We start from the raw sequence: 25,677 nt of genomic DNA on the forward strand, positions 1-25,677 counted from the left end.
TGTCAAAATAAAAGAGGCTATATGAAAAGCGTAACATACATGCTTTTCATACAGCCTTCTAATAAACGTTCAGATGTTTACTCTATACAGTTTAAGCATGCTTCTGTTTTTGCTCACCCATAAGAAGGGCAGATCCTCTTCCATGCAACAGATAATATAGAGCGATTCCAATCATCACCAGAATCGAACTGTAGAAATATAAAGAACTAAATCCGACCTGGGCCCCGACGACACCGACCACAAATGATCCGATTCCTATGCCTGTATCAAAGATGGATAAAAAGGTAGCCGTCGCCAGTCCTCTTCGCTTCGCCGGCGCTTCCTGTATGACAATGGTTTGGAAGCTGGAAAAAAGCGTTCCCCAACCGATACCAGTAAGGACAGCGGAGAATAGAAAGACAATAGCTGTTTCTGCCTGGCTCAAAATAAACAGACCTGACGCAAAAAGCAAAATGGAAGGGTAGATGATTTTATTGGCCCCATATAAATCAAACCATTTTCCTGTAAAAGGTCTGGACATCAATAATGCAGCGGCATACACGACAAAGAAATAGCTTGCTGTTTCCACAAGACCAAGCTCTTGTGCATATACGGATATAAAAGAAAGAATCGCTGAATACGCTAATGCAAAAAAGGCTCCCACAAGTGAAATACGAATAGCGGACACTTCAACTATACCCTTCAAACCATTTCTTGCTTGATGCTGCGGCATTGCTTGTTTTTCCATTTGTTCACTTTTCGGCAGCTTAACGAAGGCTCCTATAGAAAAGGCAATAAAGGCACAAAGTGCGCTGATGATGAGTGCCGTGTTCATTCCCCATTGATGCATGGCCGTTAACCCTACAAAAGGACCGATGACCATCGCGAGATTCATAGCCATTGCATAATAGCCCATTCCCTCACCCCTGCGGGAATCCGGAATAATGTCGGCCACAATTGCACCCGCAGCTGTTGTCGCCATCCCAAATCCAATTCCATGAAAAAAACGAAGAATTAATAAACTCATCGTGGAATCGGCCATCATATAGAAAATGGATGCGATAAAGAAAATAAGAAGTGAACTGATTAATATGATTTGCCTACCAAACGTCTCTATCCATTTACCAGCCAATGGACGGATAATGATAGCGGAAATTAAAAAAACAGTCACAATCAGCCCCGCTTGCGACTCATGTGCATGTAAATCCTCTAATGCATAGATGGGCAATGTGGCCAATAAGAAATAAAACGTGACAAATAGAAAAAAACTGCTTACGGACAGATTAATAAAATTTTTCGACCATAATACCGGTTTATTCATTTATGTCTTTCTCCTCTCTCATTGAAGTTTGAGGATGAAGCTGGTGAAGCCAATCGGAAACCAGTATGTACAATGCATTTTGTGAAGACTGGGAGAATCCTTTCAACAAGTTGTCATGCATGTTCACGATGGCCTCTTCCCATTTTGGATATTCCGTCAATGCTTCATCCGTTAATTGAATGAGCTTTGTTCGTTTGTCTTCGCCGGATACCTTTCTTACATATCCCTGTTTGACAAGCCGTTGAATCGATCTTGTCATGGGCGGCGCTTCAACCGCCAAATACTCGCATAGTTCCGTTTGTGTCAGTGAGCCTCTCGTTTTCAAGACGTAAATGACAGACCACTGTGCACTGTATAATCCGAGTGGCTGCAGCGCTTCATTGATGTGCTTTGTCAATTGGCGGGACAGCTGATGAATGGAATGAAATAACTGGTGGTTCTGCAAGCTGAATTCCTCCTATTAGTTACCTAGGTAAGTACATAACGAAAAAATAATTACCTAGGTAAGTTTATCATGAATAAAACAAAAGAGCAAGATAGAGAGCCAACGGCCTCCATTTGCTTGCATAAGAAAGCAATGCCCCCCATCACAAAGGCATTGCTTTCTTAGAGGAAAATCCGGCCGCTGTATACAAGAAAGGGGACGGCGGATTACATCATCCATACTCTATTCTATGGAATTCGTTACAAGCTTGTCTCTGGCAAACGCCTTTTTTTCTAAAATGTATTCATGCAAAAGCAGCCGGCAATCCCCTTTCAAGGTTCTGGCCAACCGCTTTTATCAAGACATATGAACTGCTAAACGAATACTAGAATGGCGATGGTGAACAAGACGATCATAGTCAATAGCAGTTTAATAGATAGAGGGATGTCCGTTTTCCCTTTTGCGTTGATTTCTTCTTCCTGCTGATTGACTACTTCCCGATATTTTGGGTTGCAGCATCCCATGATCAGGCAACCTTTGAGGAAATATCTTCGTCAAGCTGTACACCGTTTTGTCGAGACTTCGTTGCTGCCATGAAGAAGATGACAATGATGGCTGCTGTGATGACAGCTGCAGCTACATATGACACATTCATGGATAAACCAAAGCCGATTTGAGCATTTAAGATGTACGTAAATGTCGCCATCGTCATGAATACCCCTGGAATCATCGCGATCCAGTAGTTTTTCTTGGCGATGAACAAGTACATCGCTGCCACCCAAAGCGCGATAACAGCTGTGGATTGGTTCGCCCATGAGAAGTAACGCCATAATAATGTGAAGTCGATTTTCGTTAAGGCGAATGAAATCACGAATAATGGGACCGCAATCCATAAACGGCTTGCCATTTTCTTTTGAGAAATGTTCAAGTAATCCGCAATAATCATACGGGCACTGCGGAATGCCGTATCACCTGATGTAATTGGAAGAACAATAACCCCAAGAACAGCTAACGTACCGCCGATTGCTCCAAGCATCGCTGTAGACACTTCGCTTACAACAGCACCAGGTCCGCCGTTTGCAAGAACTTGACTTAATCCTTCATATCCATCAAACAAGCTCATCGCTGCTGCCGCCCAAATCATGGCGATGATTCCTTCTGCAATCATCATTCCGTAAAAAATGAAGCGTCCTTGACGTTCATTCTCAGTCGTACGAGAAATAATCGGAGTTTGCGTGGCATGGAACCCGGAAAGCGCACCGCAAGAAATCGTCAAGAATAACAAGGGGAAAATCGGCGCTTTATCCGGATGCATGTTTTCAAGCGTCAATTCTGGAATCGGTGCTCCTGTGAAAATTAAAGCTCCCCCGACGCCAATTGCAGAAATTAATAGCAATGCTCCAAAAATCGGATAAAAACGGCCAATGATTTTATCAATCGGTAATAGTGTAGCTAAAATATAGTAAACGAAAATCGCTCCAATAATCATTCCCATCGTTGCCCAGTCACCTAATATGCCCTTCAATAGCCCAGCAGGCGCGGTTACGAATACGGTACCGACCAGCAGCAATAAAAGGATTGCAAATCCGTTTACGACATGCTTCATGAATTTCCCTAAAAATCGGCCTGCCAGTTCAGGAAGATGGGCACCGCGATTACGAATTGAAATCATACCTGTCAAATAATCATGAACCGCTCCGGCAAAAATACAGCCGATGACAATCCAAATGAAAGCAACAGGGCCATATAAAGCTCCCATGATTGGGCCAAAAATTGGGCCGACTCCTGCTATGTTCAATAACTGAATCAATGAATTTTTCTTTTGATTCATCGGCAAGTAATCGACACCGTCGCTATGAGTATAAGCAGGTGTTTGGCGACCGTTATTGACTCCAAATACCTTTTCTACAAATTTTCCGTACGTAAAGTAACCTATGATTAATAGAATGATCCCTCCAATAAATGTAAACATAAGGCAACCTCCTCTTTTTTGAATTCGCTTACACACATTATAAATGAAAGCCTTTTCAAAAAGAGGTTGTAATGTTTAACATGTTGAATATAGTGAATAACATGCATAAAACTCACTCTATCATGTTATAGTTCCAATCGAGTCCTAAGTCCTTTGACATAGTTTCGGCTCACAGAAAGCATTTCCGTTTTCCCTTCCATTTCGAGATGGTATGCGCCATTGAACCAAGGAACGAGCCTTTTTACATAGTCTAAGTTGACAAGATAGCTTTTATGAATCCGGAAAAAAGAAAATTCTTTTAATCTCGCTTCAAAATCCTTTAATGCCGTTTTCGTTTCATACTCCTTGTCTTTTAATACAACCCGGGTAACCCGCTCATCCCGATAAACGTATAAAACATCCTTCGGTTCAATATAAATGATTTCTTCGTCTCCTTCGATTGCCAGCTTGGAAGGAGACACGCTCTCCTCTTCTCTCTGGCTGGCCAGCAGCAATTTCTCGAGCCGGGACACCGTTTCTCTTAGTTGATCCTCATCGAACGGCTTGACTAAATAGTCAACTGCTTCATGACGAAAGGCTTCCGCCGCAAAATTCGGGTAAGCGGTCGCAAATACAAGCAAAGGCACTTTTTTCAGCTCTTTTAGCATAACGGCAACCTCCATGCCGTTCATTTTCGGCATTTCAATATCAAGAAAAACGACATCAGGCTGAAGCTGCAGTGCCTTTGTCACACAGCTTTCTCCGGAATCCGCCTCCCCTGCCACTTCAATATGTTCGTATTCATTTAGTAAATGCTTCATCTCGTCTCGACTGTAGCGCTCATCATCCACAATCAGCACTTTAATTGTACGTTTCATTGTATCTCACTCTTTCTGTAGAAATTTGATTGGAGGGACGGCGCCGCCCTGCTGAAACATCATGAACGGGTTATTTTCCATTCCAAGATGATAATGTAAACGAAACGCATGTCCCCTTCTCCGGTTCACTTTGAATGACCAAAGCCGATTGTTCGCCAAACATCATGACGAGACGGCGATTCACATTATACAGTCCCATTCCGGTCCCGTTTTCCGAAGAAAGAATTTCTTTTCCCGCTTTTTCCAGTCTCTGCGCTTCCATTCCCATCCCATTGTCTTTGACGGATACGATGACGCTATCTCCTTCCCGCTGAATGGAGATAGCAATTTCGCAGTTTTTTTCTTTATCCTTAATCCCGTGCTTAACCGCATTTTCCACAATTGGCTGCAGGATGAGCGGAGGCACCTGCTGTTGCAGCACCGTTTCATCAATGTGAAACAACACTTCAAGCTTATCGACAAAACGAGCTTCTTCGATCGATAAATACGCTCTCACATGCTTTAATTCTTCTTCCAGTGACGTCCATTTCGCGGTTGTTCCCGTTAAATTTTGGCGTAAAAAATGGGAAAGGGAAATCAGCAGTTTTCGAGCTTGATTCGGGTCCGTCCGAATTAAGGAAACGATAATATTTAAGGAGTTAAACAAAAAATGAGGGCTTATTTGGGCCTGCAATGCCTTGATTTCCGCTTCTTTTGCGAGCTGATAGGCCTTATCGGCTTCCGCGACATCGAGCTGGTTGCTTAAAAGCGAGCTGAGTCCCTTTACTAATTGGATGACGACGTTTGTGATGTCTTTTTCGGAACGGAAATAAAATTTGAGCGTCCCGATCGTTTTATCCCGCTGTTTGAGCGGGGCAATAACGACTGCGTTTAAAGGACAATCCTTATGAATGCATTGAATCCCTTCACGTGATGTTACAATCAGCTGCCCTTTTTGCAGCACCTTTCGGGTTAAGTCCGTTTGAATGGGATTGTTTGCATGATGATGATCGGCCGCAATTCCGACATGGGCAAGAATTTTCTCATGATCCGTAATGGCGATGGCACTTGCCTCGACTTCGCGAAATAAAATGAGACACGCCCCTCTCGCCGAATCGCTGTTCAATCCTTTTCGTAAATAAGAAAGGGTCAGTTCCGCAATCCGCAAAGCTTTTTGCGCTTGCATGGCGCCAATTTTTTCTTCTTCACTTAAGACATTTCGAATAATAACCAGAAATAACGCCGAACCGATTCCATTCGCGATAATCATTGGTACTCCAATGCCCTCAACAAGTGCCAACGCTTGCTCAAACGGCTTTGAAATCAGAAGGATCATCATCATTTGAACAGACTCGGCAAGCGCTCCGATCATCAAGGCGGAAGACAGCCCGATATGTTTATTTTTAAAATGAAAAGTCCCGGCGATGATTCCCGCAACAACTGCTGATAATCCGCATGCCAAAGCTGTAAATCCGCCGAGCGAAAAGCGATGGATACCTGCAATCAGTCCGGCGCCGACTCCCACCTTGTATCCTCCAAGTAAACCAGCGATAATAATGCCAATCACTCGCGAATTAGCGATGGCCTCGTCTTGGGCGAGATCGACCGCCCAGCGATTAAACTGAAACGAATCGGGATGGAAGGTCAAGCCCGAATAGGTTCCGATAATGCCAAAAAATCCAAAAAATAAAATCGCCATATATTGCTGTTTTTGGCCCAGCTCTCCATAATGGATAAGCTGACGGAAAAATCGAAAGCGGGTCAACACGAATGCGATTGTGACAAGAATTCCTAAACGTTCAATCATTGTCAGCATGAGTTCGAACATGGGAATCTCCTTTCAAGCTTCGTTATGGAATATTCTATCAAACAAAATTGCTTGTCACCATCTGAACTATATAGATCGATTTGCAAAATTTCACATAACCAAAGGACGAATATACCAAATTTTTGAAGACCTTGAGAGCAAATTCAAGTTGTCCGGGTCACCGATTATGATGCCTCTTGATTAAACGGAGATGTGTCGAGTTATTAAGTGGAATATATAGCTTGGACCAATTAATTGAGCAGCTTAGCATTGAACTCTTTTACATTCTTCTAGAATGAATCTTTTTAAAAGTGGTTTCCCCATTTATTTTCAAAAATCAAATTGTTTAATTCTCTTCTTTTTTCCCAATTCGCTAATTCTAAAATAGGTTTTTCAGGGTATTGATCCGTATAGCCAACAGAAAGAAGGGCGATTGGATCAATATGGGGAGGGATTTGCAAAATATCGCGGACATCATTTTTCTTGTAAAAACTAACCCAGCCCATTGCCAATCCTTCCGAACAAGCTGCCAGCCACATATTTTGAATGGCACAAGCCGTTGAAAGAATGTCTGTTTCTGGAATTGAATTGCGCCCTAATACATGTGAGCCTCCTCTAGTTGGATCACATGTTACACAAATGGTTAAAGGCGCTTCTTTCAACCCCTCGACTTTCAGGCTAAGAAATTTATCTTCTTTTTCCCCTTCATAATGAACAGCCAGGGCCCTTCTCTCTTTGTTGGCTGCCCATGCTAAGCGTTCCTTTATTTCCTGAGACGAAATTAAAATGAAGTTCCAAGGCTGCATAAACCCTACTGAAGGGGCATGATGAGCAGCATCCAATATTTTATTGATGATGCCTTCAGGAATGGGATTCGGTAAAAAACTTCGAATATCTCTTCTACTATAAATAGCTTTATAGACTGCTTCTTTTTCTTCTTTAGTAAACATATTTCCCTCCGTTATTTTTGATATTGTTTGTTGAACTACTTACCGCTTAACGCCCTTCACGTTCCTTGATACGGGAGTCTTCTGTCGGAAAATGATAAAGATTGTTACGTCATATCGTCTACGGAAGTTGGAGGTCATCTTTTTTTACCTCGTACACTCCCGCCATTTCACAAAAAAGTGCCCTCCTCACGACCCGAATTTCACGGATTCATGACAAACTTCAGGTCGCGACTAGAGACACATTATACACGTAAAGGAAGATGGATTAAAAATGTCGTTCCTTCGCTTGAGGTGGAAACTAATTCAATTTTCCCTTCGTGGTTTTGAAGAATTCTTTGAACGATGGTTAAACCCAAGCCGGTTCCGGTTTCTTTAGAAGTTGAAAACGGGTGGTATAGTGATGACTGCATATCTGATGGAATGCCCGTTCCTGTATCTTTTATGTAGATTTGATACATATCATCCTTAACACTTGAATAAATCGATATATGTCCTTGTACGGCGATGGCTTCCATACTATTGCGGATTAAGTTGTGCAGTACTTGTTTCATTTGATTCGCATCAACGAATACAGGCACTTTCTCTAAATCGACGAGAAACTCAATTTGCTTTTCCTGCCGTGACGGTGAGGTTTGAGTAATTAACGGCAGGATGTCTTTGACGATATCCTCTATGTAGACTTTTTGGGAAATAGGCGCCCCCGGCTTAGATAGAAGTAGCATTTCCTCTATGATCGAATTGATTCGTTCAATTTCTTTCATTACTAATGGCAGGTAGAATCGTTCTTTTTCTGCATCTGAGATAGACTGATTCATTAAGGATAGAAAACCGTGTATAACCGCTAATGGGTTTCGAATTTCATGGGCCGCCCCTGCCGCTAATTCCCCGACAAGAGCTAACTTCTCTGATTGGTGCATTTTATTTTCGAGTTCTTCCGTTTTCGTAATATCGATGAAATAAAAGATTCTTCCAATGACTTCTTTTTGTTGATTGAATAACTCCGATTGAGAAACTAACAAATGACGATTCTCTTGATCGATTTTCAGCAGAACTTTTACATTTTGACAAATCTCTTTAGATAATAGAATATCCCAAAAAGATTGATTTGGAGCACCGCCTTTGTTCTCAATAAGCGCTCTTAATTTCTCATCATTCATATGCAATAGATTTTTTGCCGCAGTATTGAAGGAAAAGGCAGATGTGTAGTCGTCTATGGTGATAATTCCCACGGGCAATGAATTCAAAATTTGCTCCCGATACATTTTATCTGCCAAAATCGTGCTGAATGACTCTTTTAAGCGGAGCGACATTTGATTAATCGAATGGGTTAAATGCTGCAGCTCAATTTGACTCGTTTCGCTTATCACTAACCCATATTGCCCATTAGCGATATCGTCCACTTTGTCAACCATTCCCTCGATCGGTTTCGTTAAGCTGCCGCTAATGCGATAGGATGCATAAATCGATAGACAAATGACCCCAAATGTCATGAGAAATAATAACGATAATGACTTTTTAATGATCGAGGAAAACTGATTGGAGTGATCATTTATTGATAAAAAAGTCTCATTTTCCAAATCTCTCAATTCTTGCTGCAGAACTTCCAGTTCCGGGATATACTTTTCGGCAATATAGTTTTTCGCCCCTTCTTTATCTCCGTATTGAATCAGTCCCTGCACATTATTCATAACGGCAAAATCAAGTAAATCCATTTTTCTTTTAAATGGTTCGAGTGATTTCGGGACGGGCGGTTTTTTTGCTTGCATGGAATGAAAATCATCCGGCTCCAGCGACTTATATGTTTCAATAAATTCCTGACCAAAGTTATTCGAATCATAACTCTCTATCATATATTTTTTTATACTTAACTCTTCTTTCCAATGAGAAATCCACATAAACTCAGGAATATTTCGGTCTTTAATTTTGATGCTCACTTGATTGATTTCCTCAATGGATTGCACAAAGATAAGTGAGAAACCGCTTAGCAATATAGTATTCAAAAGGAGGATTATTAATATTTTGCTGCGAAACGACACGTTCGAAAAGTTTTTCTCCATAACATCATTTCCTATCCCCTACTGTTCAAAGGATAAATCGTTTCTATTAATCTTATTTATCTCTGAACGAATATAGTGTTTTTCTTCTTCCGTGTACATGGTTCCTAATGGGGCCAACTTGTACACTCCGTCCTGTTCATTCAGCATGACTGTTCCTGATGGTATTCCGTCTTTGCTGAAGAAATCTTTCATAATCGCGACATAGGCCTGTGACACATCATTTAGTACACTCGTTAGGACGTGCTTTTCCCCCATATAAGCTTGATCGTCCAAATAGCCGATGACAAAAACGTTTTTCTCTTTTGCACAATCAATAACATCGCGATTATAGGCATTCCCTTTGGAGAAAATGACATCTACGCCTTGATCAGTCATCTCTTTCAGCAACTCTATGGCTTTTTCTCCATCATCCCGGCTATTTACCACACTGTAGTAAAAGGTGACTTCCGGTTTGTAATGATGCAGCCCCTTTTCAAATCCAGGGTTCTTAATCCTTGCTTCATATGCATCTATTATACCGATTTTGTTGCTTTTGGTTTTCAGTACCGCCGCCAACGCAGCCACGTATTCGATTTTCTGCTGATTAAACGTGTAGACCGCTTGATTCGAATGTTTCGCTGTTCCGTGGATTGTTACAAAGTGAACATCTGGATGCTCAGGCGCCATTTTTGTGAAAACCTCCGAAAATTCTCGACCATGGCCGATGATGACTTCTGAACCTTTTGTTATCGCTGTTGCAACAGTCTCTTTCATTTGCTTCTCTGTTTCGATCTCACTAAATAATTCGGCAGAGACTGGAAACTGTTCCTCTATTTTAAGTCTCCCTTTATAAGCAAGGCTTCCCCAGCTTTGATCTTCAATCACATCTGAAGTTATAATCGTTACCCTTGTTTTTTTAGTTTGGGAAACGGAGGTAGCGTTATGTAAAATTCCTTTTGTTTTAAAAAAAAGAATGAACAAAAAGGTGAACACGATTATCAGTGCTATCACTAATATGAATTTAAGCTGATTAGATTGCTGCATATTTGCCCCCCTATTTAAAAATATTGCTTCCTATTAGAGCGGGATAATCTTTTTATAATACTGCTTACAGAATATAATAGTACAAATACCAACTAATTTCGACGCATTTCACAACCTTTTCTATATAAATTGATACATTTTCTAAATGGTTAACATTTAGCTTATAGCGAAAAGGCTTTGAAGGTATCTAATTTCACTCGTTTATAGTAGGATAATAGAATGGATTTAATATATAGATCGATTTAGAAAATTCGACATGACCAAAGAACGGCCATGTCAAATTTTCTAGACCTAAGCGGCTGTCACCCCCCTTGCGGGGTTGGCGCCATCCGCATAGGTGAACCTTTGAGGGGGATTCAAGTTGTCTGGATCACCGATTGTGAATACTCCTCTATGGAATGAAGATATGTCGAACTATATAAGTGGAATTAATAAAGAAAGGAATGGTAACCATGATATATAAAATGATTGTGCTAGATTTAGATGATACGCTGCTGCGTGATGATCAGACGATTTCCCAGCGTACCAAACAAGCGCTGATGGATGCGCAAGAAGCAGGAATGAAAGTGGTATTGGCGTCCGGCCGCCCGACGTACGGAATGAGAAAGATTGCCGAAGATTTGCGTTTAAAGGAATACGGAAGCTTTATCCTGTCTTTTAACGGGGCGAAAATCATTAACTGCCAAACGAACGAAGAGCTGTTCAGCAGTACGTTATCTCCCGAAACGGTTCATCGTTTGTATGACATCAGTCAGCGCGAAGGTGTCGGCATTTTAACGTATGTGGGCGATGAAATTGTCACCGAAACAGCCGCTCCATTTGCAGAAATCGAAAGCGGCCTGACGGGCATGGCAGTGAAAGAAGTAGACAGCTTCGTTGAAGCCGTGAAAGAACCGGTGGTGAAGGCGTTAATGCTCAAAGAAGCGGAAAGATTAGCAGTAGTCGAGAAAAAGCTGCAAGATGAGTTAGAAGGTGAACTCAGTGTGATGCGCTCGAAACCATTCTTTTTGGAGTTTACTGAAGTGGGCGTAACAAAAGGGACAAGCTTGAACCATTTAATCAGGGAGCTCGGCATCAAGCGTGAAGAAGTCATTGCCGTAGGCGACAGCTACAACGACCTTGCGATGATTGAATTTGCCGGCCTTGGCGTCGCAATGGGCAATGCGCCTGATGATATTAAAGCAAAAGCGGACTATATAACAGACACGAACATGAATGACGGTGTTGCGAAAGTGGTTGAGCAGTTCATGTTGAACACCGTATCACCCGTATAACGAACTGGAAGCACTCGTGAAAAATCCATGCCGATTTCTTACGGGTGTTTTCATTTTTCTCATGCAATTGATACTACCAAAAATTACCGTGATTATTCGATATATTTTTTGAAATTCGACGAATATCTTATCCCTCCTTTGGGTAAAAACCAGTAAACACATTTAACAAAACAGGAGGTTATAAGTTATGGAATTACTATGGAGTTTAATTATTGGAGGTCTCATCGGATGGCTTGCAGGTATGATTACAAAGCGTGATATCCCAGGAGGCGTTATCGGAAACATTATTGCCGGTTTTATCGGAGCATGGGTCGGAACATGGATTTTTGGAGATTTCGGACCTGAAATCGGTGGTTTTTCAATCATTCCGGCTATTATCGGTGCCATCCTTTTAGTTTTAGTGGTAAGCTTTATTTTAGGAAAAATGGGTCATAATCGTAATCATCACCATGCATAAATCAATTTAGAAAACTCGATATGACCTTCCTAGTCTTCTATTTGGATATTTTATGAAAAAATGTGGATGTTATACTGAAAAAGAAAGCCCTGATTTTTTCCTTAGTTGAAAATCAGGGCTTTCTTTTTAATGATTTATAATTCTCTTCTTATAGGTAAAAAATAAGGAAAGATTTAGAGGACATGTTAGAAAGAAATCTATATAAAATAGAATTCATTTCTATAGAGCTGAGTATAACTAACCATATTTCGGAGGTGTCATTCGTTGCCAACCATAAATATAGATGGCGTCAATCTTTATTATCAGGTTCATGGTAAAGGAATACCCATTATTTTTATTCATCCTCCATTGCTTACAAGTACCAACTTTACATACCAGATGAATGAGCTATCAAGAAATGTTCAAACTATTATTTTTGATATTCGCGGTCATGGGAATAGTTCTTTTTCAAAAGAAACATTAACTTACCCTTTAATTTCACATGATATAAAGCTACTATTAGACCATCTGGAAATAGACAAAGCTTTCCTATGCGGATATTCAACCGGCGGATCCATCGTTCTTGATTTTTTGCTGACATATCCGGAGCGTTCTAGCGGAGGCATCCTTTTAGGAGCCATGTCGGAAGTGGGAGATTGGGCACTAAAAAATAAAATTTCGCTGGGAGTAATGCTAGCCAAATCGAACGCAATCGACACCCTTGCATTATCGATTTGCTTCAGGAATTCAAATACAAACAAGCTATTTAAGGATTTATATATTAATGCCAAAAAAGGTAAGGCAAAAAACATTGAACAATATTATCAATACAGCTTGTCCTATAATTGCACGGCTCAATTAAATAAAATCAAAATTCCTGTTTTATTGCTCTACGGAGAAAAAGATACATCGTTTCATCACTATGCCCATTTATTAAATCAAAAACTTCCTATCAATGAATTGATATTTATAAAAAACGTCAAACATCAACTTCCCACAAAGGCAGCCATGGAAGTGAACCGTCTCATTGAGCAGTTTGTAAATAAGCCCAAAAATCCATAAATGGGATTAGGCCCCATTTTGCGGATCCTGTTAGAGCAAGCTTAGAAGCGAAAAGATCATCGTGACGTTTTCCTCCATTTCAGTTCAACATGGGGGAAATTAACACTAACATTCAACATTTTTTTTTAAAATCGGCGCATATCTTTCCTAATTCCGGGTAAAAACAAGTAAACAAAACATATTACATCAAAAAGGAGGTTGTCAACTATGGGGCTATTATGGAGTTTAATTATTGGAGGTCTCATCGGATGGCTTGCAGGTGTGATTACAAAGCGTGATATCCCAGGAGGCGTTATCGGAAACATTATTGCCGGTTTTATCGGAGCATGGGTCGGAACATGGATTTTTGGAGATTTCGGACCTGAAATGGGCGGATTCGCCATTATCCCAGCCATTATCGGTGCCATCCTTTTAGTTTTAGTCGTAAGCTTTATTTTAGGAAAAATGAGTCATAATCGTGGCCACCGCCATGCGTAACTGGTGGTAAACACCCGTAAGCGCCCTGATTCTTCCCAAGACGAAGAATCAGGGCGCTTATTCACATTCAAACGGACATTTCTTCTATTTTTGGTTTCCCCGGTATGTTACACTATATAGTTGAAGAGGAAATAAAAGGAAGTGTCATCATGAAAAAAGGACTGAAGATTTTCTTGACGATCGTGGAATATTTACTGCTTGCCTTCATCGCCTATACAATGCTTGTCCTGCTGCTCCCGATTGATAGGCTGTATGACTATCCTGACGCTATAAAGGAAGCAAAGCAAAACGGGTCATACTATGAGCCCCGGCAGCCTGAGCAAATGTATTTTGGTCAGAAATTGTCTTCTAAAGGGCTAATTTATGACAAGCAAAAGAACGAAGCCATCATTTTATTGGCAGGCCGCGATTTTATTCCGAGCAATCCGAATTTGACGGTGAAAACAGCTGCGGGAAAAACGGCAGTGTTCTCAAAAGGCGGCGGCAGTTCATCGGGTCTTTTTCAAACGACAGGATACTACCATTATGAGAATCTACCGAAAAATATCGAACGAATCACTCTTTCCTCCGATCGGTACGGCGAATCGTTCTCTTTTACGTATGTAGTCGGCGGGGGTGAAAACGTTGAGTAAAAGCATGATATATCGTCTCGTTCGCTGGGGAATCATCCTCCTTTTTTTCGGGTTCATGCTGTACAGATTTTCCCCTCATCCATTCAATTTAGAGAAAACAGTCCAACAACAGCTGCGGGTGATGGAAATGCCTTCCAAAGGAAATGTTATTTCAATCGTTGAAGATCAGCATTTATATTCCGTATTGTTCGCTGATAAAGAATATGCCTTATTTCACCAAATCGATTTCAAAAAGCCTTTCGGTTTATTTTGGATGCCACTTGGAGGCTCTTACGGAAATGAGAGAAAAGAAGACATACTTAGCTTTTACTCTTGGGGAATGTCCACAATCGATGACCAGCCCTTCTATTCTATTTATGGATATTCAAATGACCCAAAAGCGAAAAAAGTAAAAGTACGCTGGCTGCCAGACGAAGAGGAAAGCGTAAACATAGCGGCGGATGGATACTTTCAGTTTGCCAAAACCTTTCCGGAGGATACGAAGCAGTATTGGGACATGAAGGTTCAGTTTTTTGATGAGAAAAACCGATTTCTGTATGAACTGGATCATATGAATCGAGAAATCCGAAAATAGGGACGGACAAAATAAAAAGACGCCTGTAAAAACAGGCGTCTTTGATGCGTTTTGAGGCGAGAGACCGTACGGCCACATCCATACGTTTAGCCCGAAGGCTTGTCTGTCGACTTACACAAATTAGCTCATCGCTATGTAAATATAACATTATCTTTCATCGATTACAAGAAATTTTTTTGAACTATATAGATCAATTTAGAAAATATGACATGACCAAAGGCCAGCCATGTCATATTTTCTAGACCTAAGCTGCTGTCCCTCCCTTTGCTGGGTTGGCGCCATCCGCATAGGTGAACCTTTGAAGGCAAATTCAGGCGGCCTAAAAAACCGATTGTGAATGTCTCTCCATCAAGTGAAGCTGTTTTTATCACTGGAGTTCGATTATAATGATTAAGCAATATAGATACGAGTATTATGGATAAGTGCAGTAGAAAAGGAGATTCGTCATATGTCTAATTTAGATAAAGAACAAGAACTTAAAGCTCCCGAAAAAAAGAAAGTGAATTTGGAGGAAGCGATTAAGCAAAAGCTGGCGAGCAAAAAGCAAAACCAGGCGACAGGAAGAAATGAGTCTAATCCTGTTAAAATGACTCAAAGCATGAAAAGCCAACAAACGAAAAAACGCAATAACCAACGTAAGCGTACAGGTGTATAATCGGGTAATTTCTTGAATACAAAAGGGCTGTAACCGAAGAGTGGTTACAGCCCTTTTGAAACCTTATAAAGATGTCAGCAGTCTTTCGAGTTCCTCCTCTGTCAAATCGCGCCACTGTCCCGACTTCAAACCGTCAAGCTCGATATTCATGATTCGGATCCGTTCAAGGCGTGTCACAGTATAGCCAAAAAACCGGCACATTCTGCGTATTTGGCGGTTAAGCCCCTGTGTCAAAATAATTCGGAAGACATCATCGCTAATGCGATAAATCTGACAGGGATTCGTTTTTCCGCCAGTAATTTCGACTCCTCCGGCCATTCCTTGCAAAAAAGTATCTGTAAAAGGCTTATCTACTGTCACGACATACTCTTTTTCGTGATTGTTTTCTGAACGCAAAATCTTATTGACGATATCTCCGTCATTTGTCAGTAAAATCAACCCTTCTGACGCTTTATCGAGCCTGCCGACCGGAAAAATTCGATTGGGATGGTTAACGAAGTCGATAATATTTCCTTCTATATGCTTTCCGGCCGTACATGTAATTCCCGGCGGTTTATTCAACGCGATATAAATAGGATCTGCTTTATCTGGAATCGGCTGGCCGTCGATCAATACCACATCTCCCGGATAAACCGTGTCACCTTCCTCACAAATATGCCCATTGATGGTAATTCGTTTCGCTTTAATGAGCCGGTCGGTTTCACGGCGCGAACAAAACCCGGTTTCACTTATATATTTATTAATTCTCATGTCATTCCTCTTCTCTATTGCCTCGTCTCATGAACCTTTTTGAAGCAGCGAGGTACTCACTAATCATTTTCCTGCTTTTTTCATGAAATCTCCTCCACATATAGGGCGATGTAAATAATGGGAAGTTGCATACTTAAATATTTTCTGTAAATTCCTGCATATTGGTTAACATAAAGATTCTCATACGGGAAAAAAAGATATATAATAAAGGAAACTTCCATCAGTGGAGGCCTGCACGATGCGGGTTACACAGACTTTGCTGCAGAACGCGGCGGTGTTAGTCTGTATTCCTTCGCTCGGTCTTTACGGGCAGTTCCCCCTGCTAACACTCTCTGAGGACTCTCAATGTCGAAGCAGGAATCTGACTGTCTGTTAATGCGGGATAAATTAAAAAATGAATGGGATGGTGCTGATCATGTCAAATAATCAAATGGATAAAAAAGACGTAAATGTTGGCGCAAAAGTATCGCTCAATGGACTTGTTACTGCGGTTTTCGGTAATGTTGCCCATATTAAAATCGGCGGAAAAGTCATCGCGATTCAAACAAAAGATTTGAATTTGAACGCGTGATCCACATTCCCTTATACATTCATACAAAATGAAAAAAGAGCCGGGACGCAGTTCAGTTCAATTCCGGCTCTTTTTTAGTTTTCCTCATCATTTTCTACAACATGTTTAAGCATCGATAATTTGTTATTCCAAAACTGCTCATAATAAGAAAGCCACTGCTGCAACTCTGTTAAGGGCTCTGGCTGCAGCCGATAAAGCTTTTCCCTCCCTGCCTTCCGTCCGCTGACTAATTTGGCTTCGGACAGGATATGAAGATGTTTTGCAATGGCTGTACGACTTATCGAAAAATGTGAGGTGATTTCCGAAATGGGTAATTCATTATGAGCAAGCAACCGTAGAACTTCTCTACGAGTTGGGTCGGCAATAGCTTGAAATACATCATGCTTTACTGCCCCCACTTATCCCTCAACAACCTTTCGCAGTCGTTCATTCACAATGCCTGCCCAGCCATTTTCCATTCTATCGCGAATAACGGAACTTTTCTCGTTCGCTTTTGGAAGAATCGTGTCCGTTTCTTTCCACCCGCCATGAATAAGAGTAAACTCCGTTTTGTCACCTAATTCTTTCAAAATAAATGAAACAATCCACCCGTCTGTATCCCATAAAAAAGAAAGTCGGTTTGGTTCATCAATTTCTAATACCTTGCAAGGAGATGGCCCGAAAGGAGATTGTAAATGAAACTCATGTCCCACTTTAGGTTCGAAATCATTTGGCATGAACCATGCCGCAATCCCTTCTGAAGTTGATACTTTATCCCATACTTTTTGAATAGGTGCATTAAAAATAATCGTTTGCTTTATATCTTGTAATGTTTCCATGTGATTTCTCCTTTTCTCTATGCATAAAATAACACCTTTTGGTTTCGTATTTTATAATATAACACCTTTTGGTTTCACGTCAATGTTAATTTACCTCCATCCTTTTATTCTTATTCATTGTTTCTTTTAACAAATCAATGTAGAAAAGAATTTAAAGTATAAATAAAAATGTAAGTAAAGTTTATTAAACGATCAGTTCACCTCATAAACTCCATTTAATTAAATGTAAGGCTCTATTAAACGATCGTGTTGATAGTTGATCAAAAGAAAAAGGACCATTCTTTGGTCCCAGCGTTTGTTCCTTTTTTCACTAACACCCCTGTTTAAGCACATTATTTCATAATCTTATATTTTTTAATAAAAAAGGGGTGCCCAGAAACCCTTAACATTTGGAATAATGTCAATAAATATAGTGAAAAATTATTTATGGGTTCGCTCTCCGATAATATTACTCATACGGCTCCATCCTTTTTCTGCCGTTAGAACTATCTCATTAAATAACTCCTGAACCGTAGGAATGTCGCTGATAAGACCGATTACCTGTCCAGCCCATCCGAAACCTTCCGTTTCTTTCCCATCGTAAATGTATCTGCAATTCGCTTTTCCGCTAATCACATCTTGCAGGTCTTCATAGGTTTCCCCTTTTTGTTCACGTTCGATAATGTCCAAAGTATATCCAGATCTCAGGACTCGCCCTGGCGAACCTAATGTTCTTTTAATAATCACTGTATCCGTCTCTTTTGCATCAAGGATTGCCTGCTTATATTTCTCGTTTGCATGAATGCACTCTTGAGTAGCAATAAAGCGAGTACCCATTTCAATTCCTTCCGCCCCAAGTGCAAAAGCCGCCAATAAACCGCGTCCATCGCCAATCCCGCCACTAGCTAAGACTGGAATCGACACGGAATCTACAACACGAGGAATAAGTACCATTGTACCAATATCATCCCGCCCTAAATGTCCTCCGCCTTCTTGTCCGACCGCCATCACAGCGTCAGCGCCGAGTTGTTCGGCTTTCTGTGCCTGTCTAACACCCGCTACGAGGACAAGCGTTCGAATATTTTCCCCTTTGATGCGTTCAAAAATAGGTTGAGGATTAGCTCCTGTTATAGAAATCGCAGGTACCTTTTCCTCAATGGCAACTTCAAGCAATTCCTGATATCGTCCGTCGTGCCTTGCAATAGCAAAGTTTACGGCGAATGGCTTATTGGTAAGTGTACGTACTTTTCGAATTTCATTCCTAAGTTTTTCAGGTGTACGCAGCGTTGCGGCAGTAATTTGTCCAAGTCCTCCTGCATTCGATACTGCCGCCGCCAGTTCAGCATAAGCAAGGTAAGCAAGACCGCCCTGAACAATTGGATATTCAATTCCAAAAATCTCCGTTACCCTTGTCTTCATCGTTTCTCCACTCCTTTTCAGATATTCTATATCATCAGGTTAGTTTTTCGACCGAAAAGATAGTGAATCCTTTAAATGTTCCTAAAAAAGAAGTGCTTGCTGCAGTCCAATAACAAAAAGACCGCCCGACGGCAGCCCATTTCTTCAATAACCCTTACCTAGCTGTATGAAGAACAATGTCCTTTAACAAAGTCAAATACAAAACAGGTGCCCCCTCACCTAAGACTAAGGGAATATACCATGCTATTTTCCGAAAGACTTGACAGATGTTCTTTCGATTAGTTTTCCGGGAATCAAGACGGAAACGGGTTCTTCCTTTTCCTCATCGATTTCACTCAACAATATACGGATTGTCGCGTCAATCATTTCATCTACGGGCTGCTGCCATGTCGTTAAAGAATATGGAGGCCATGAAGCCATTGTAATATCATCGAACCCGACAATGGATACATCTTTCGGAATCGTTAGACTTAAAGATTTGGCCGCATCCACTGCTCCTAACGCCATAATATCATTCGCACAAAAGATAGCGTCAGGCCGCTGACTTCCTTTTAACAAACGCAAAGCGGCTTGATATGCCTCTTCATATGTGTAATGTCCTTCCTCTACAGCAGGCTCAATGGCTTGCCGGCCAAGCACTTCACGAAACCCGCGTTCACGATCATAGCTCGTCGAGGTATTCCTGTGCCCCGCGATATAAGCGAATTGCCGATGTCCTTGCTTCAGTAAATACTTACCGATTTTCTTGCCTGCATTGTAATTATCGCAGCAAACAAAATGACATGGAAAGTCTTTAATATAACGATTGAACAAGACAACTGGTATATCGTTTTCCGAAAGATTAGATACAACGTTTGAAGATAATAAGGCATCTGTCACGATGACTCCTTCGACATTATATTCAAGGAACTGCGAGATTTCCTCTTGTTGAATCTCATCATTTTCCGTGTGGACAAAGAGAACATGATACCCTTTTTCACCTAATCCTTTTGTAAACTTGTCCAAAATTTCCGGATAGAAGGGATTTTGAATATTCCCCATGACAAGCCCAATCATATTTGTTTTATTCATAATCAATCCTCTTGCCAGCGCATTCGGACGATACCCTAACTCTTTGGCTGCTTCCAGTACCCGGCGGCGGGCCTTTTCGGACACGTTTGCCCCAGGAGTAAAAACCCTTGAAACCGTTGACTGCGAAACACCGGCCAATCGGGCGACCTCCGTGGCATTGACCTGTTTTTTCTTCAAGGCCATCTCCCCTTCTAATCATTGGTTCATTCATAAGTATGTCTTTATTTTAATGGTTCATAAGCCGTTTGAATACTACAATTTGAACAGTCGATATAGACAGCATGAGGGAGCCTTCTCATAATGAAAAGGCTCCCCGGTGGATGAAAAAGTAAACCATTTACAGTCCTAATGAAAATAGAATGATTGCCAGTATGACACCTAATAATGGAACGACTACCGTTAAAGCACCGAAAGCCGGATAAGCATCCTTATGTGTTTCCCCTGCGATCGCCCGAATCGTTGTAACAACGTATCCTCCATGCGGAAGTGAATCAAGAGAACCCGAAGAAATGGCAACGACCCTGTGCAGTGATTCTGGATTCACTCCCATATCAAGATAGTGGGGTGCAAGGAGCGGTAAAGCGATTGATTGACCACCCGATGCTGAGCCTGTCAGACCGGCAATAACACATACGGCAAGCGCACTGCCAATTAAAGGACTTCCAGGAATGCTTCTTTAAATAAACTGATTGCCATCGGATAAACCGAAAAAGCAACTACGAATAAGCTGACTCCTCCATACGTCAACACGGCACACGCCATAACAATGCCATAACCGCATTTTTCATTCCAATTTTTTGAACAATCCATTTTGAAACACTGTCTGCTGCTCCGCTGTCTTCCATTAACTTCCCAAATATTGCTCCAATTAAAAACATTAAATACCATGATGTAATGAACCCTGCGAACCCGCCCATATAGTTTGTAAGAAAGTTCGCTTCCCCTTCTGCCGCTAACTGCGGAAACAATGGCAGCCCATTTAGCACAGCCACAAATAATGCCGATATAGGCGCGACAATAAGAAGGTTCATTCCGCGCATTGTTAATACTGTAAGGAGCACCAATCCCCCTATAAGGCCAATCATGCTGATCAAATCGTTCTCCCCCTTTCTATCCCTTACCGCAAGGCCCTTCTCTAGTGGAACTTTTAGAAGTGAAAGAGCCTGAATTTCTTTACATACTCCCATTTGCAAAACAATCATCCCATGTTATGATCGTTTTTCATTTGTTTAACAGAGTAAAATGACCCATTTCGCTTAAGGTAAACATTGAATCAGCGGGACCTGTATATTCCCCGCTGATTCAATGGGAGTTTCCTATCTAAACGCGATTACTGCTTCTTCCCGTAACGACGTACACGAAGCAACGCTTGTTCAGCATGTCCTGCAAAGTTTTCAAGCTGGCAAAGTCGAGCCGCGTATTCACCGATATAAGCACTCGCTTCTTCGGTAACCTTTTGATATGTGCAAGTTTTCAGGAATTTACCTACCCAAAGGCCGCCTGTATAGCGTGCTGCGCCTTTTGTCGGTAGAGTATGGTTTGTACCGATGACTTTATCGCCATAAGCAACATTTGTTTCCGGCCCAAGGAATAAGCAGCCATAGTTTGTCATGTTATTTAAGAAATAGTCAGGATCTTTCGTTAAAATTTCAACATGCTCGTAAGCCAATTTATCTGCTTCCACTAATGCTTCTTCTTCATTCTCAACAAGAATAATTTTTCCGTAATCTTCCCATGATACACGTGCTACATCGGCAGTCAGAAGAATTTGCAGCTGACGCTCGATTTCGACTAATGTTTCCTGTGCTAATTTTTCGGAAGTCGTGATTAAAGCACCTGGTGATGTTGGTCCATGCTCTCCCTGGCCTAAAAGATCTGTCGCAATCATTTCAGCATCAGCCGTTTCGTCTGCCACAACCAATGTCTCAGTAGGACCTGCGAAAAGGTCGATTCCGACACGTCCGTACAATTGGCGTTTTGCTTCTGCTACATAGGCATTACCAGGGCCGACAAGCATGTCAACAGCTTCAATCGTTTCGGTACCGACTGCCATTGCAGCCATTGCCTGAATGCCGCCAAGGATGTAAATTTCATCCGCTCCCGCCATATGCATGGCCGCAACTGTCGCTGCAGGAATATCACCGCGGATTGGAGGTGTACAAGCGATCACGCGTTTAACTCCTGCCACTTTCGCAGTGAGAACACTCATATGTGCGGAAGCAACCATTGGGTAACGTCCACCTGGAATATAGCAGCCTACGCTGTTTACCGGGATGTTTTTGTGGCCGAGAATGACGCCCGGCAATGTTTCCACCTCAATATCGACCATTGATTTTCGTTGCTCTTCAGCAAAACGTCTTACATTGCTTTGAGCAAATTTAATATCTTCAATCGTTTGCTCCGGCACGCTGATGATGATTTCCTCAATTTGCTCTTGAGTGAGTCTGAAGCTTTCCGGTGACCATTTGTCAAACTGCTCGGACAGCTCTCTTACAGCCGCATCCCCTTCTGTTTCAATACGTGCAATGGTTTGACGTACAGTCTCGGATACTTGTGCATCATTTTGCGCGATTTCTTCTTGTGTTTTCCCTTGTTTTAAAAACTTTGCCATGATAAATCCTCCTCATAAGTATTTGAATACGTATGCATAAGTTTAAAATTAAAAATTACATTCTCATGTAATTTTTTAAATAACTTCTTTTGCATACGTATGCAATATTTCAGAATTAAAAAGAGATAACTTTTATCCCTTTACTTATTGGAATGAAAGTATAGTATTTTACTAAAGAATAAGTCAGAAAATTCATTTCATTCCATCTACTAACAGAATAATTGAAGCGCTTTCAATTGTCAATAATTTTTTGGAAGTGTTTGCAAATCAAATTTTAAGAAATATTTCAACTTCTCATAGACAATCCTTTTGGCATGGGAGCCAAAAGGATTATCACTTTATGAATCTATCATAGACGATTCAGTTCTTATGAAGCTCTTCCCTGATCTTTTTTGTACTCCGTCTCCCAGAAATCTGCATTTTTGATCCCCAGTGCTTTTGGATTAAAGACAGGATCAAGCCCTTGTTTTTTCTGCTGTTCATAATCTTTCAATGCTTTAATGGCCGGTTTCGCGAGAATGACAATGGCGATGACATTCAGCCATACCATAATCCCCAGGCCAACATCCCCTAATGCCCAGGCCAATGCCGCGGTTTTCACAGAACCGTAGAATGTTGCGCCGAGTAAAACCACTTTTAATAAAAGCATAGCCCATTTACTATTGTTGCTGCGTGCTAAATAAGCAATATTCGTCTCAGCAATGTAATAATATGCCATAATGGTTGTAAAAGCGAAGAAAAACAATGCGATCGCAACGAACCCTGCTCCGAATCCTGGTATCACCGTTTCAATGGCAGCCTGTGTGTAGCCGGGTCCAGGCTCTATTCCCTGTAAATTTTGGACGATGAACGTGCCATCCGGCGCTTGGGTGTTATACATTCCCGTAAACAAAATCATAAATGCCGTAGCAGAACATACAAACAACGTGTCAATATAGACGGAAAATGCCTGTACTAACCCTTGTTTAGCCGGATGGGATACTTCTGCGGCAGCTGCCGGATGAGGTCCTGTACCCTGGCCTGCTTCATTAGAATAAATCCCGCGTTTCACTCCCCAGGAAATGGCCATCCCGATTAGTCCGCCGAAGGCAGAATCTAACGCAAAAGCGCTTTTAATTATCAGGGCAATCACGCCAGGCAGCTCTCCAATGTTCATGAAGACGACAATTACAGATACTAAAATATATCCGAGTGCCATAAATGGAACGATGACTTGGGCAACATTGGCGATACGCTTCACTCCGCCAAAAATGATAAAGCCCAATAAACCAACAATGACGATTCCTGTAATCATCGGGTCGATTCCAAACGCATTTTTCATGCCTAAAGCAATCGAGTTGGATTGAATTCCAGGCATGAGAATACTCATGGCAATCAGGGCAGCAAAGGCAAAAAGAACGGCAAACCATTTTGAGCCCATTCCTTTTTCTATGTAGTAAGCAGGCCCTCCGCGATATTGCCCGTCTTGTTTCACCTTATAAATTTGTGCCAATGTCGATTCGATAAACGCACTTGAAGCACCAATGAATGCGATTGTCCACATCCAAAAAACCGCACCGGGCCCGCCAAAGGCAATGGCCGTTGCTACCCCGGCAATATTACCTGTTCCTACCCGGCCCGATAAAGCAATCGATAAGGCCTGGAAAGAAGAGACCCCAGCTTCCGAACTCTTTCCCTGAAACATGAGCTTCACCATGTCTTTTAAAAGCCGAACCTGTAAAAAGCGGGTTAAAATTGAAAAGATGAGACCTACACCTAAAATGATATAAATGACCCACTTGCTCCATAACACCTCATTCAAACTCGCAACAAACTGTTCCAAACTCATTCCTCCTTTGGTTATCTAGGTTGTTCTATTTTCACATTATGGAACATGCTGGTTTTTCCCACATCACCTTTGTTAGGTTAGCTAACAAACTTTTTATATGGTGCTTTAGTTTGTCCGATCTTATGACATTCAACGGCTATCAAAAAAAGCACCCTAATAAATTAGGATGCTTTTCTCGAGTAATACCATTTTTAAAAATTGCCTACCGCTCTATGTAACACAAAAAAGTCGTCGTTATTTACTCTCCATTGCCTGTTCATAGTACTTACACAATTCAATCACCATGGCCCCCATACGCTCATTTTCCGGCACGACCAATCGCTCAACACCTTCTTCTTCCAATGCTTCAGCAGTCACTTTTCCAACAGCAGCAGCCAATGCTTTTCCCTTGAAAGCCTGTAAGATTTCATTTGCATATCCTTGCTCGCGTGCAAAGTCAAAAAGAGAGCGAACTTGGATCGCTGTCGTGAAACATACAGCATCCACTTCATTGTTAAGCAGTTCTTGGCATAAAGTTTCAACTGCCTCTCTTTCCGGAGCGATATGCTGGTAAGGAAGAAGCGGCATCACGGATGCACCATTATCTTCAAGGAATTTGACCAACGTAGGGGCATTTTCACCATGGAGCTGTACCATGACGCGTTTTCCAGAGAAATTCTGGCCGTCCAGGGCACGAACGAGTCCTTTCGTCGTCCCATCCTCATCCACAGCAACAGGTTTAATGTCGAGCTTCTTGAGGGCGGCATATGTTTTATATCCCCTTGAAGCGACCTTTGCCTCACAGATGATTTGTAAAAATGATTCCTTAATATCCATTTTTTCAGCTAAATTCAACAATGTTTCGGTGCCAATTCCTGTCGTGAAAATCGCCCAGTCTGCTCCTTCATCCACAAAACGCTTTAAATCCGGCTCTACTTGCTTATCCGCTAAAAAGACTGTTCCTTGCAGGGAGCGGACAGCGGGAATGCCTCCTTGTTTTTCAATCAATATACTCATTTCATCTGTTTTGCGCGAACCGGCAATGACAATTCGTTTTCCCTCTAATGCTTTTCCCATTATTTTCTCCTTTCACTCAATCATATTTATCCCCCATTAACGGGCAGGAAGCTCCCACTGATGGAAGTTTCCTTTATTATAAGCTATCTTCACGT

At 41.5% G+C, this 25,677-nt stretch carries 25 protein-coding genes and 1 pseudogene; 8 read left to right on the forward strand and 18 right to left on the reverse strand.

Features of this window, described 5'->3' with window-relative positions:
- Window positions 1-91 precede the first annotated feature (91 nt).
- The 9 genes from BK575_RS16205 to BK575_RS16240 all read right to left on the reverse strand — a co-directional run bounded on the left by BK575_RS16205 (window position 92) and on the right by BK575_RS16240 (window position 10,369).
- The gene (locus BK575_RS16205; protein ID WP_078411600.1) at window positions 92-1,300 is read right to left on the reverse strand and encodes an MFS transporter; all 1,209 of its coding nucleotides are present in this window, start codon (window positions 1,298-1,300) and stop codon (window positions 92-94) included.
- Window positions 1,293-1,745, reverse strand: coding sequence for a MarR family winged helix-turn-helix transcriptional regulator (locus tag BK575_RS16210; RefSeq protein WP_078411602.1), 453 nt, complete (start codon window positions 1,743-1,745; stop codon window positions 1,293-1,295). The genes BK575_RS16205 and BK575_RS16210 overlap by 8 nt, the downstream gene beginning before the upstream one ends.
- A 353-nt stretch (window positions 1,746-2,098) precedes the next feature.
- Window positions 2,099-2,248: a hypothetical protein gene (locus BK575_RS28705; protein WP_169907853.1), complete on the reverse strand. Its 150-nt coding sequence runs from the start codon at window positions 2,246-2,248 to the stop codon at window positions 2,099-2,101.
- A gap of 2 nt (window positions 2,249-2,250) precedes the next feature.
- Window positions 2,251-3,696 (reverse strand): carbon starvation CstA family protein, encoded by a 1,446-nt coding sequence (locus tag BK575_RS16215; protein ID WP_078411604.1) that lies wholly within the window; start codon window positions 3,694-3,696, stop codon window positions 2,251-2,253.
- Between the two features lie 125 nt (window positions 3,697-3,821).
- On the reverse strand, window positions 3,822-4,553 hold the full coding sequence (locus tag BK575_RS16220; protein ID WP_078411606.1) for a LytR/AlgR family response regulator transcription factor: 732 nt from the start codon (window positions 4,551-4,553) through the stop codon (window positions 3,822-3,824).
- Window positions 4,554-4,623: 70 nt separating this feature from the next.
- Entirely contained in the window at window positions 4,624-6,360 is a 1,737-nt protein-coding gene (locus BK575_RS16225; protein WP_078411608.1) for a sensor histidine kinase, read from the reverse strand.
- Between the two features lie 284 nt (window positions 6,361-6,644).
- Complete coding sequence (gene bluB / locus BK575_RS16230; protein WP_078411610.1) at window positions 6,645-7,289, reverse strand: 5,6-dimethylbenzimidazole synthase; 645 nt, start codon at window positions 7,287-7,289, stop codon at window positions 6,645-6,647.
- A gap of 242 nt (window positions 7,290-7,531) precedes the next feature.
- Window positions 7,532-9,346 (reverse strand): sensor histidine kinase, encoded by a 1,815-nt coding sequence (locus BK575_RS16235; RefSeq protein ID WP_078411612.1) that lies wholly within the window; start codon window positions 9,344-9,346, stop codon window positions 7,532-7,534.
- Between the two features lie 18 nt (window positions 9,347-9,364).
- On the reverse strand, window positions 9,365-10,369 hold the full coding sequence (locus BK575_RS16240; protein ID WP_078411614.1) for a BMP family ABC transporter substrate-binding protein: 1,005 nt from the start codon (window positions 10,367-10,369) through the stop codon (window positions 9,365-9,367).
- 452 nt (window positions 10,370-10,821) lie between these two features.
- Between BK575_RS16240 and BK575_RS16245 the strand changes: the two genes are divergently transcribed.
- From BK575_RS16245 to BK575_RS16275, 7 genes are all read left to right on the forward strand, one after another.
- Window positions 10,822-11,643 carry a Cof-type HAD-IIB family hydrolase gene (locus BK575_RS16245; protein WP_078411616.1) on the forward strand — a complete coding sequence of 274 codons (822 nt, stop codon included), beginning with the start codon at window positions 10,822-10,824 and terminating at the stop codon, window positions 11,641-11,643.
- A 187-nt stretch (window positions 11,644-11,830) separates the two neighbouring features.
- The gene (locus tag BK575_RS16250; protein WP_078411618.1) at window positions 11,831-12,100 is read left to right on the forward strand and encodes a GlsB/YeaQ/YmgE family stress response membrane protein; all 270 of its coding nucleotides are present in this window, start codon (window positions 11,831-11,833) and stop codon (window positions 12,098-12,100) included.
- Between the two features lie 264 nt (window positions 12,101-12,364).
- On the forward strand, window positions 12,365-13,141 hold the full coding sequence (locus tag BK575_RS16255; RefSeq protein WP_078411620.1) for an alpha/beta fold hydrolase: 777 nt from the start codon (window positions 12,365-12,367) through the stop codon (window positions 13,139-13,141).
- 207 nt (window positions 13,142-13,348) lie between these two features.
- On the forward strand, window positions 13,349-13,618 hold the full coding sequence (locus tag BK575_RS16260) for a GlsB/YeaQ/YmgE family stress response membrane protein (protein WP_078411625.1): 270 nt from the start codon (window positions 13,349-13,351) through the stop codon (window positions 13,616-13,618).
- Window positions 13,619-13,767: 149 nt separating this feature from the next.
- Complete coding sequence (locus tag BK575_RS16265; protein ID WP_078411627.1) at window positions 13,768-14,250, forward strand: hypothetical protein; 483 nt, start codon at window positions 13,768-13,770, stop codon at window positions 14,248-14,250.
- Complete coding sequence (locus BK575_RS16270; protein ID WP_078411629.1) at window positions 14,243-14,824, forward strand: hypothetical protein; 582 nt, start codon at window positions 14,243-14,245, stop codon at window positions 14,822-14,824. The genes BK575_RS16265 and BK575_RS16270 overlap by 8 nt, the downstream gene beginning before the upstream one ends.
- Window positions 14,825-15,272: 448 nt before the next feature.
- On the forward strand, window positions 15,273-15,479 hold the full coding sequence (locus BK575_RS16275; RefSeq protein ID WP_078411631.1) for a hypothetical protein: 207 nt from the start codon (window positions 15,273-15,275) through the stop codon (window positions 15,477-15,479).
- Window positions 15,480-15,542: 63 nt separating this feature from the next.
- Here the strand turns inward: BK575_RS16275 and rluF are convergent, their stop codons facing one another.
- Window positions 15,543-16,229, reverse strand: coding sequence for a 23S rRNA pseudouridine(2604) synthase RluF (gene rluF / locus BK575_RS16280; RefSeq protein ID WP_078411633.1), 687 nt, complete (start codon window positions 16,227-16,229; stop codon window positions 15,543-15,545).
- A gap of 415 nt (window positions 16,230-16,644) precedes the next feature.
- On the opposite strand from rluF, the gene BK575_RS28710 reads away from it, so the two are divergent.
- Entirely contained in the window at window positions 16,645-16,800 is a 156-nt protein-coding gene (locus BK575_RS28710) for a hypothetical protein (protein ID WP_169907855.1), read from the forward strand.
- Between the two features lie 74 nt (window positions 16,801-16,874).
- Here the strand turns inward: BK575_RS28710 and BK575_RS16285 are convergent, their stop codons facing one another.
- The 8 genes and pseudogenes from BK575_RS16285 to BK575_RS16320 all read right to left on the reverse strand — a co-directional run bounded on the left by BK575_RS16285 (window position 16,875) and on the right by BK575_RS16320 (window position 25,582).
- Window positions 16,875-17,198: an ArsR/SmtB family transcription factor gene (locus BK575_RS16285; RefSeq protein WP_078411635.1), complete on the reverse strand. Its 324-nt coding sequence runs from the start codon at window positions 17,196-17,198 to the stop codon at window positions 16,875-16,877.
- Complete coding sequence (locus BK575_RS16290; protein ID WP_078411637.1) at window positions 17,199-17,618, reverse strand: SRPBCC family protein; 420 nt, start codon at window positions 17,616-17,618, stop codon at window positions 17,199-17,201. It lies immediately after the preceding gene.
- Between the two features lie 420 nt (window positions 17,619-18,038).
- Window positions 18,039-19,016 (reverse strand): NAD(P)H-dependent flavin oxidoreductase, encoded by a 978-nt coding sequence (locus tag BK575_RS16295; RefSeq protein ID WP_078411639.1) that lies wholly within the window; start codon window positions 19,014-19,016, stop codon window positions 18,039-18,041.
- A 243-nt stretch (window positions 19,017-19,259) separates the two neighbouring features.
- Complete coding sequence (locus BK575_RS16300; RefSeq protein WP_078411641.1) at window positions 19,260-20,264, reverse strand: LacI family DNA-binding transcriptional regulator; 1,005 nt, start codon at window positions 20,262-20,264, stop codon at window positions 19,260-19,262.
- A gap of 160 nt (window positions 20,265-20,424) precedes the next feature.
- A pseudogene (locus tag BK575_RS16305) lies at window positions 20,425-21,181 on the reverse strand (GntT/GntP/DsdX family permease).
- Window positions 21,182-21,417: 236 nt separating this feature from the next.
- Complete coding sequence (hisD, locus tag BK575_RS16310) at window positions 21,418-22,698, reverse strand: histidinol dehydrogenase (RefSeq protein ID WP_078411643.1); 1,281 nt, start codon at window positions 22,696-22,698, stop codon at window positions 21,418-21,420.
- Window positions 22,699-23,065: 367 nt separating this feature from the next.
- A complete protein-coding gene (locus BK575_RS16315; protein ID WP_139368059.1) occupies window positions 23,066-24,520 on the reverse strand; it encodes an alanine/glycine:cation symporter family protein in 1,455 nt (484 codons plus the stop codon).
- Window positions 24,521-24,760: 240 nt separating this feature from the next.
- On the reverse strand, window positions 24,761-25,582 hold the full coding sequence (locus BK575_RS16320) for a uroporphyrinogen-III synthase (RefSeq protein WP_078411647.1): 822 nt from the start codon (window positions 25,580-25,582) through the stop codon (window positions 24,761-24,763).
- Between the last annotated feature and the right edge of the window lie 95 nt (window positions 25,583-25,677).

The organism is Priestia abyssalis, assembly GCF_002019595.1.
In the GTDB taxonomy this organism is placed as follows: Bacteria; Bacillota; Bacilli; order Bacillales; family Bacillaceae_H; genus Bacillus_BA; species Bacillus_BA abyssalis.

Excerpts from the sequence above, each read along its gene's own strand:
- BK575_RS16205 (WP_078411600.1), bottom strand. The coding sequence starts at position 1,300 with ATGAATAAACCGGTATTATGGTCGAAAAATTTTATTAATCTGTCCGTA.
- BK575_RS28705 (WP_169907853.1), bottom strand. The coding sequence starts at position 2,248 with ATGGGATGCTGCAACCCAAAATATCGGGAAGTAGTCAATCAGCAGGAA.
- BK575_RS16215 (WP_078411604.1), bottom strand. The coding sequence starts at position 3,696 with ATGTTTACATTTATTGGAGGGATCATTCTATTAATCATAGGTTACTTT.
- BK575_RS16220 (WP_078411606.1), bottom strand. The coding sequence starts at position 4,553 with ATGAAACGTACAATTAAAGTGCTGATTGTGGATGATGAGCGCTACAGT.
- BK575_RS16225 (WP_078411608.1), bottom strand. The coding sequence starts at position 6,360 with ATGTTCGAACTCATGCTGACAATGATTGAACGTTTAGGAATTCTTGTC.
- bluB (WP_078411610.1), bottom strand. The coding sequence starts at position 7,289 with ATGTTTACTAAAGAAGAAAAAGAAGCAGTCTATAAAGCTATTTATAGT.
- BK575_RS16235 (WP_078411612.1), bottom strand. The coding sequence starts at position 9,346 with ATGGAGAAAAACTTTTCGAACGTGTCGTTTCGCAGCAAAATATTAATA.
- BK575_RS16240 (WP_078411614.1), bottom strand. The coding sequence starts at position 10,369 with ATGCAGCAATCTAATCAGCTTAAATTCATATTAGTGATAGCACTGATA.
- BK575_RS16245 (WP_078411616.1), top strand. The coding sequence starts at position 10,822 with ATGATATATAAAATGATTGTGCTAGATTTAGATGATACGCTGCTGCGT.
- BK575_RS16250 (WP_078411618.1), top strand. The coding sequence starts at position 11,831 with ATGGAATTACTATGGAGTTTAATTATTGGAGGTCTCATCGGATGGCTT.
- BK575_RS16260 (WP_078411625.1), top strand. The coding sequence starts at position 13,349 with ATGGGGCTATTATGGAGTTTAATTATTGGAGGTCTCATCGGATGGCTT.
- BK575_RS16265 (WP_078411627.1), top strand. The coding sequence starts at position 13,768 with ATGAAAAAAGGACTGAAGATTTTCTTGACGATCGTGGAATATTTACTG.
- BK575_RS16275 (WP_078411631.1), top strand. The coding sequence starts at position 15,273 with ATGTCTAATTTAGATAAAGAACAAGAACTTAAAGCTCCCGAAAAAAAG.
- rluF (WP_078411633.1), bottom strand. The coding sequence starts at position 16,229 with ATGAGAATTAATAAATATATAAGTGAAACCGGGTTTTGTTCGCGCCGT.
- BK575_RS28710 (WP_169907855.1), top strand. The coding sequence starts at position 16,645 with ATGTCAAATAATCAAATGGATAAAAAAGACGTAAATGTTGGCGCAAAA.
- BK575_RS16290 (WP_078411637.1), bottom strand. The coding sequence starts at position 17,618 with ATGGAAACATTACAAGATATAAAGCAAACGATTATTTTTAATGCACCT.
- BK575_RS16295 (WP_078411639.1), bottom strand. The coding sequence starts at position 19,016 with ATGAAGACAAGGGTAACGGAGATTTTTGGAATTGAATATCCAATTGTT.
- hisD (WP_078411643.1), bottom strand. The coding sequence starts at position 22,698 with ATGGCAAAGTTTTTAAAACAAGGGAAAACACAAGAAGAAATCGCGCAA.
- BK575_RS16320 (WP_078411647.1), bottom strand. The coding sequence starts at position 25,582 with ATGGGAAAAGCATTAGAGGGAAAACGAATTGTCATTGCCGGTTCGCGC.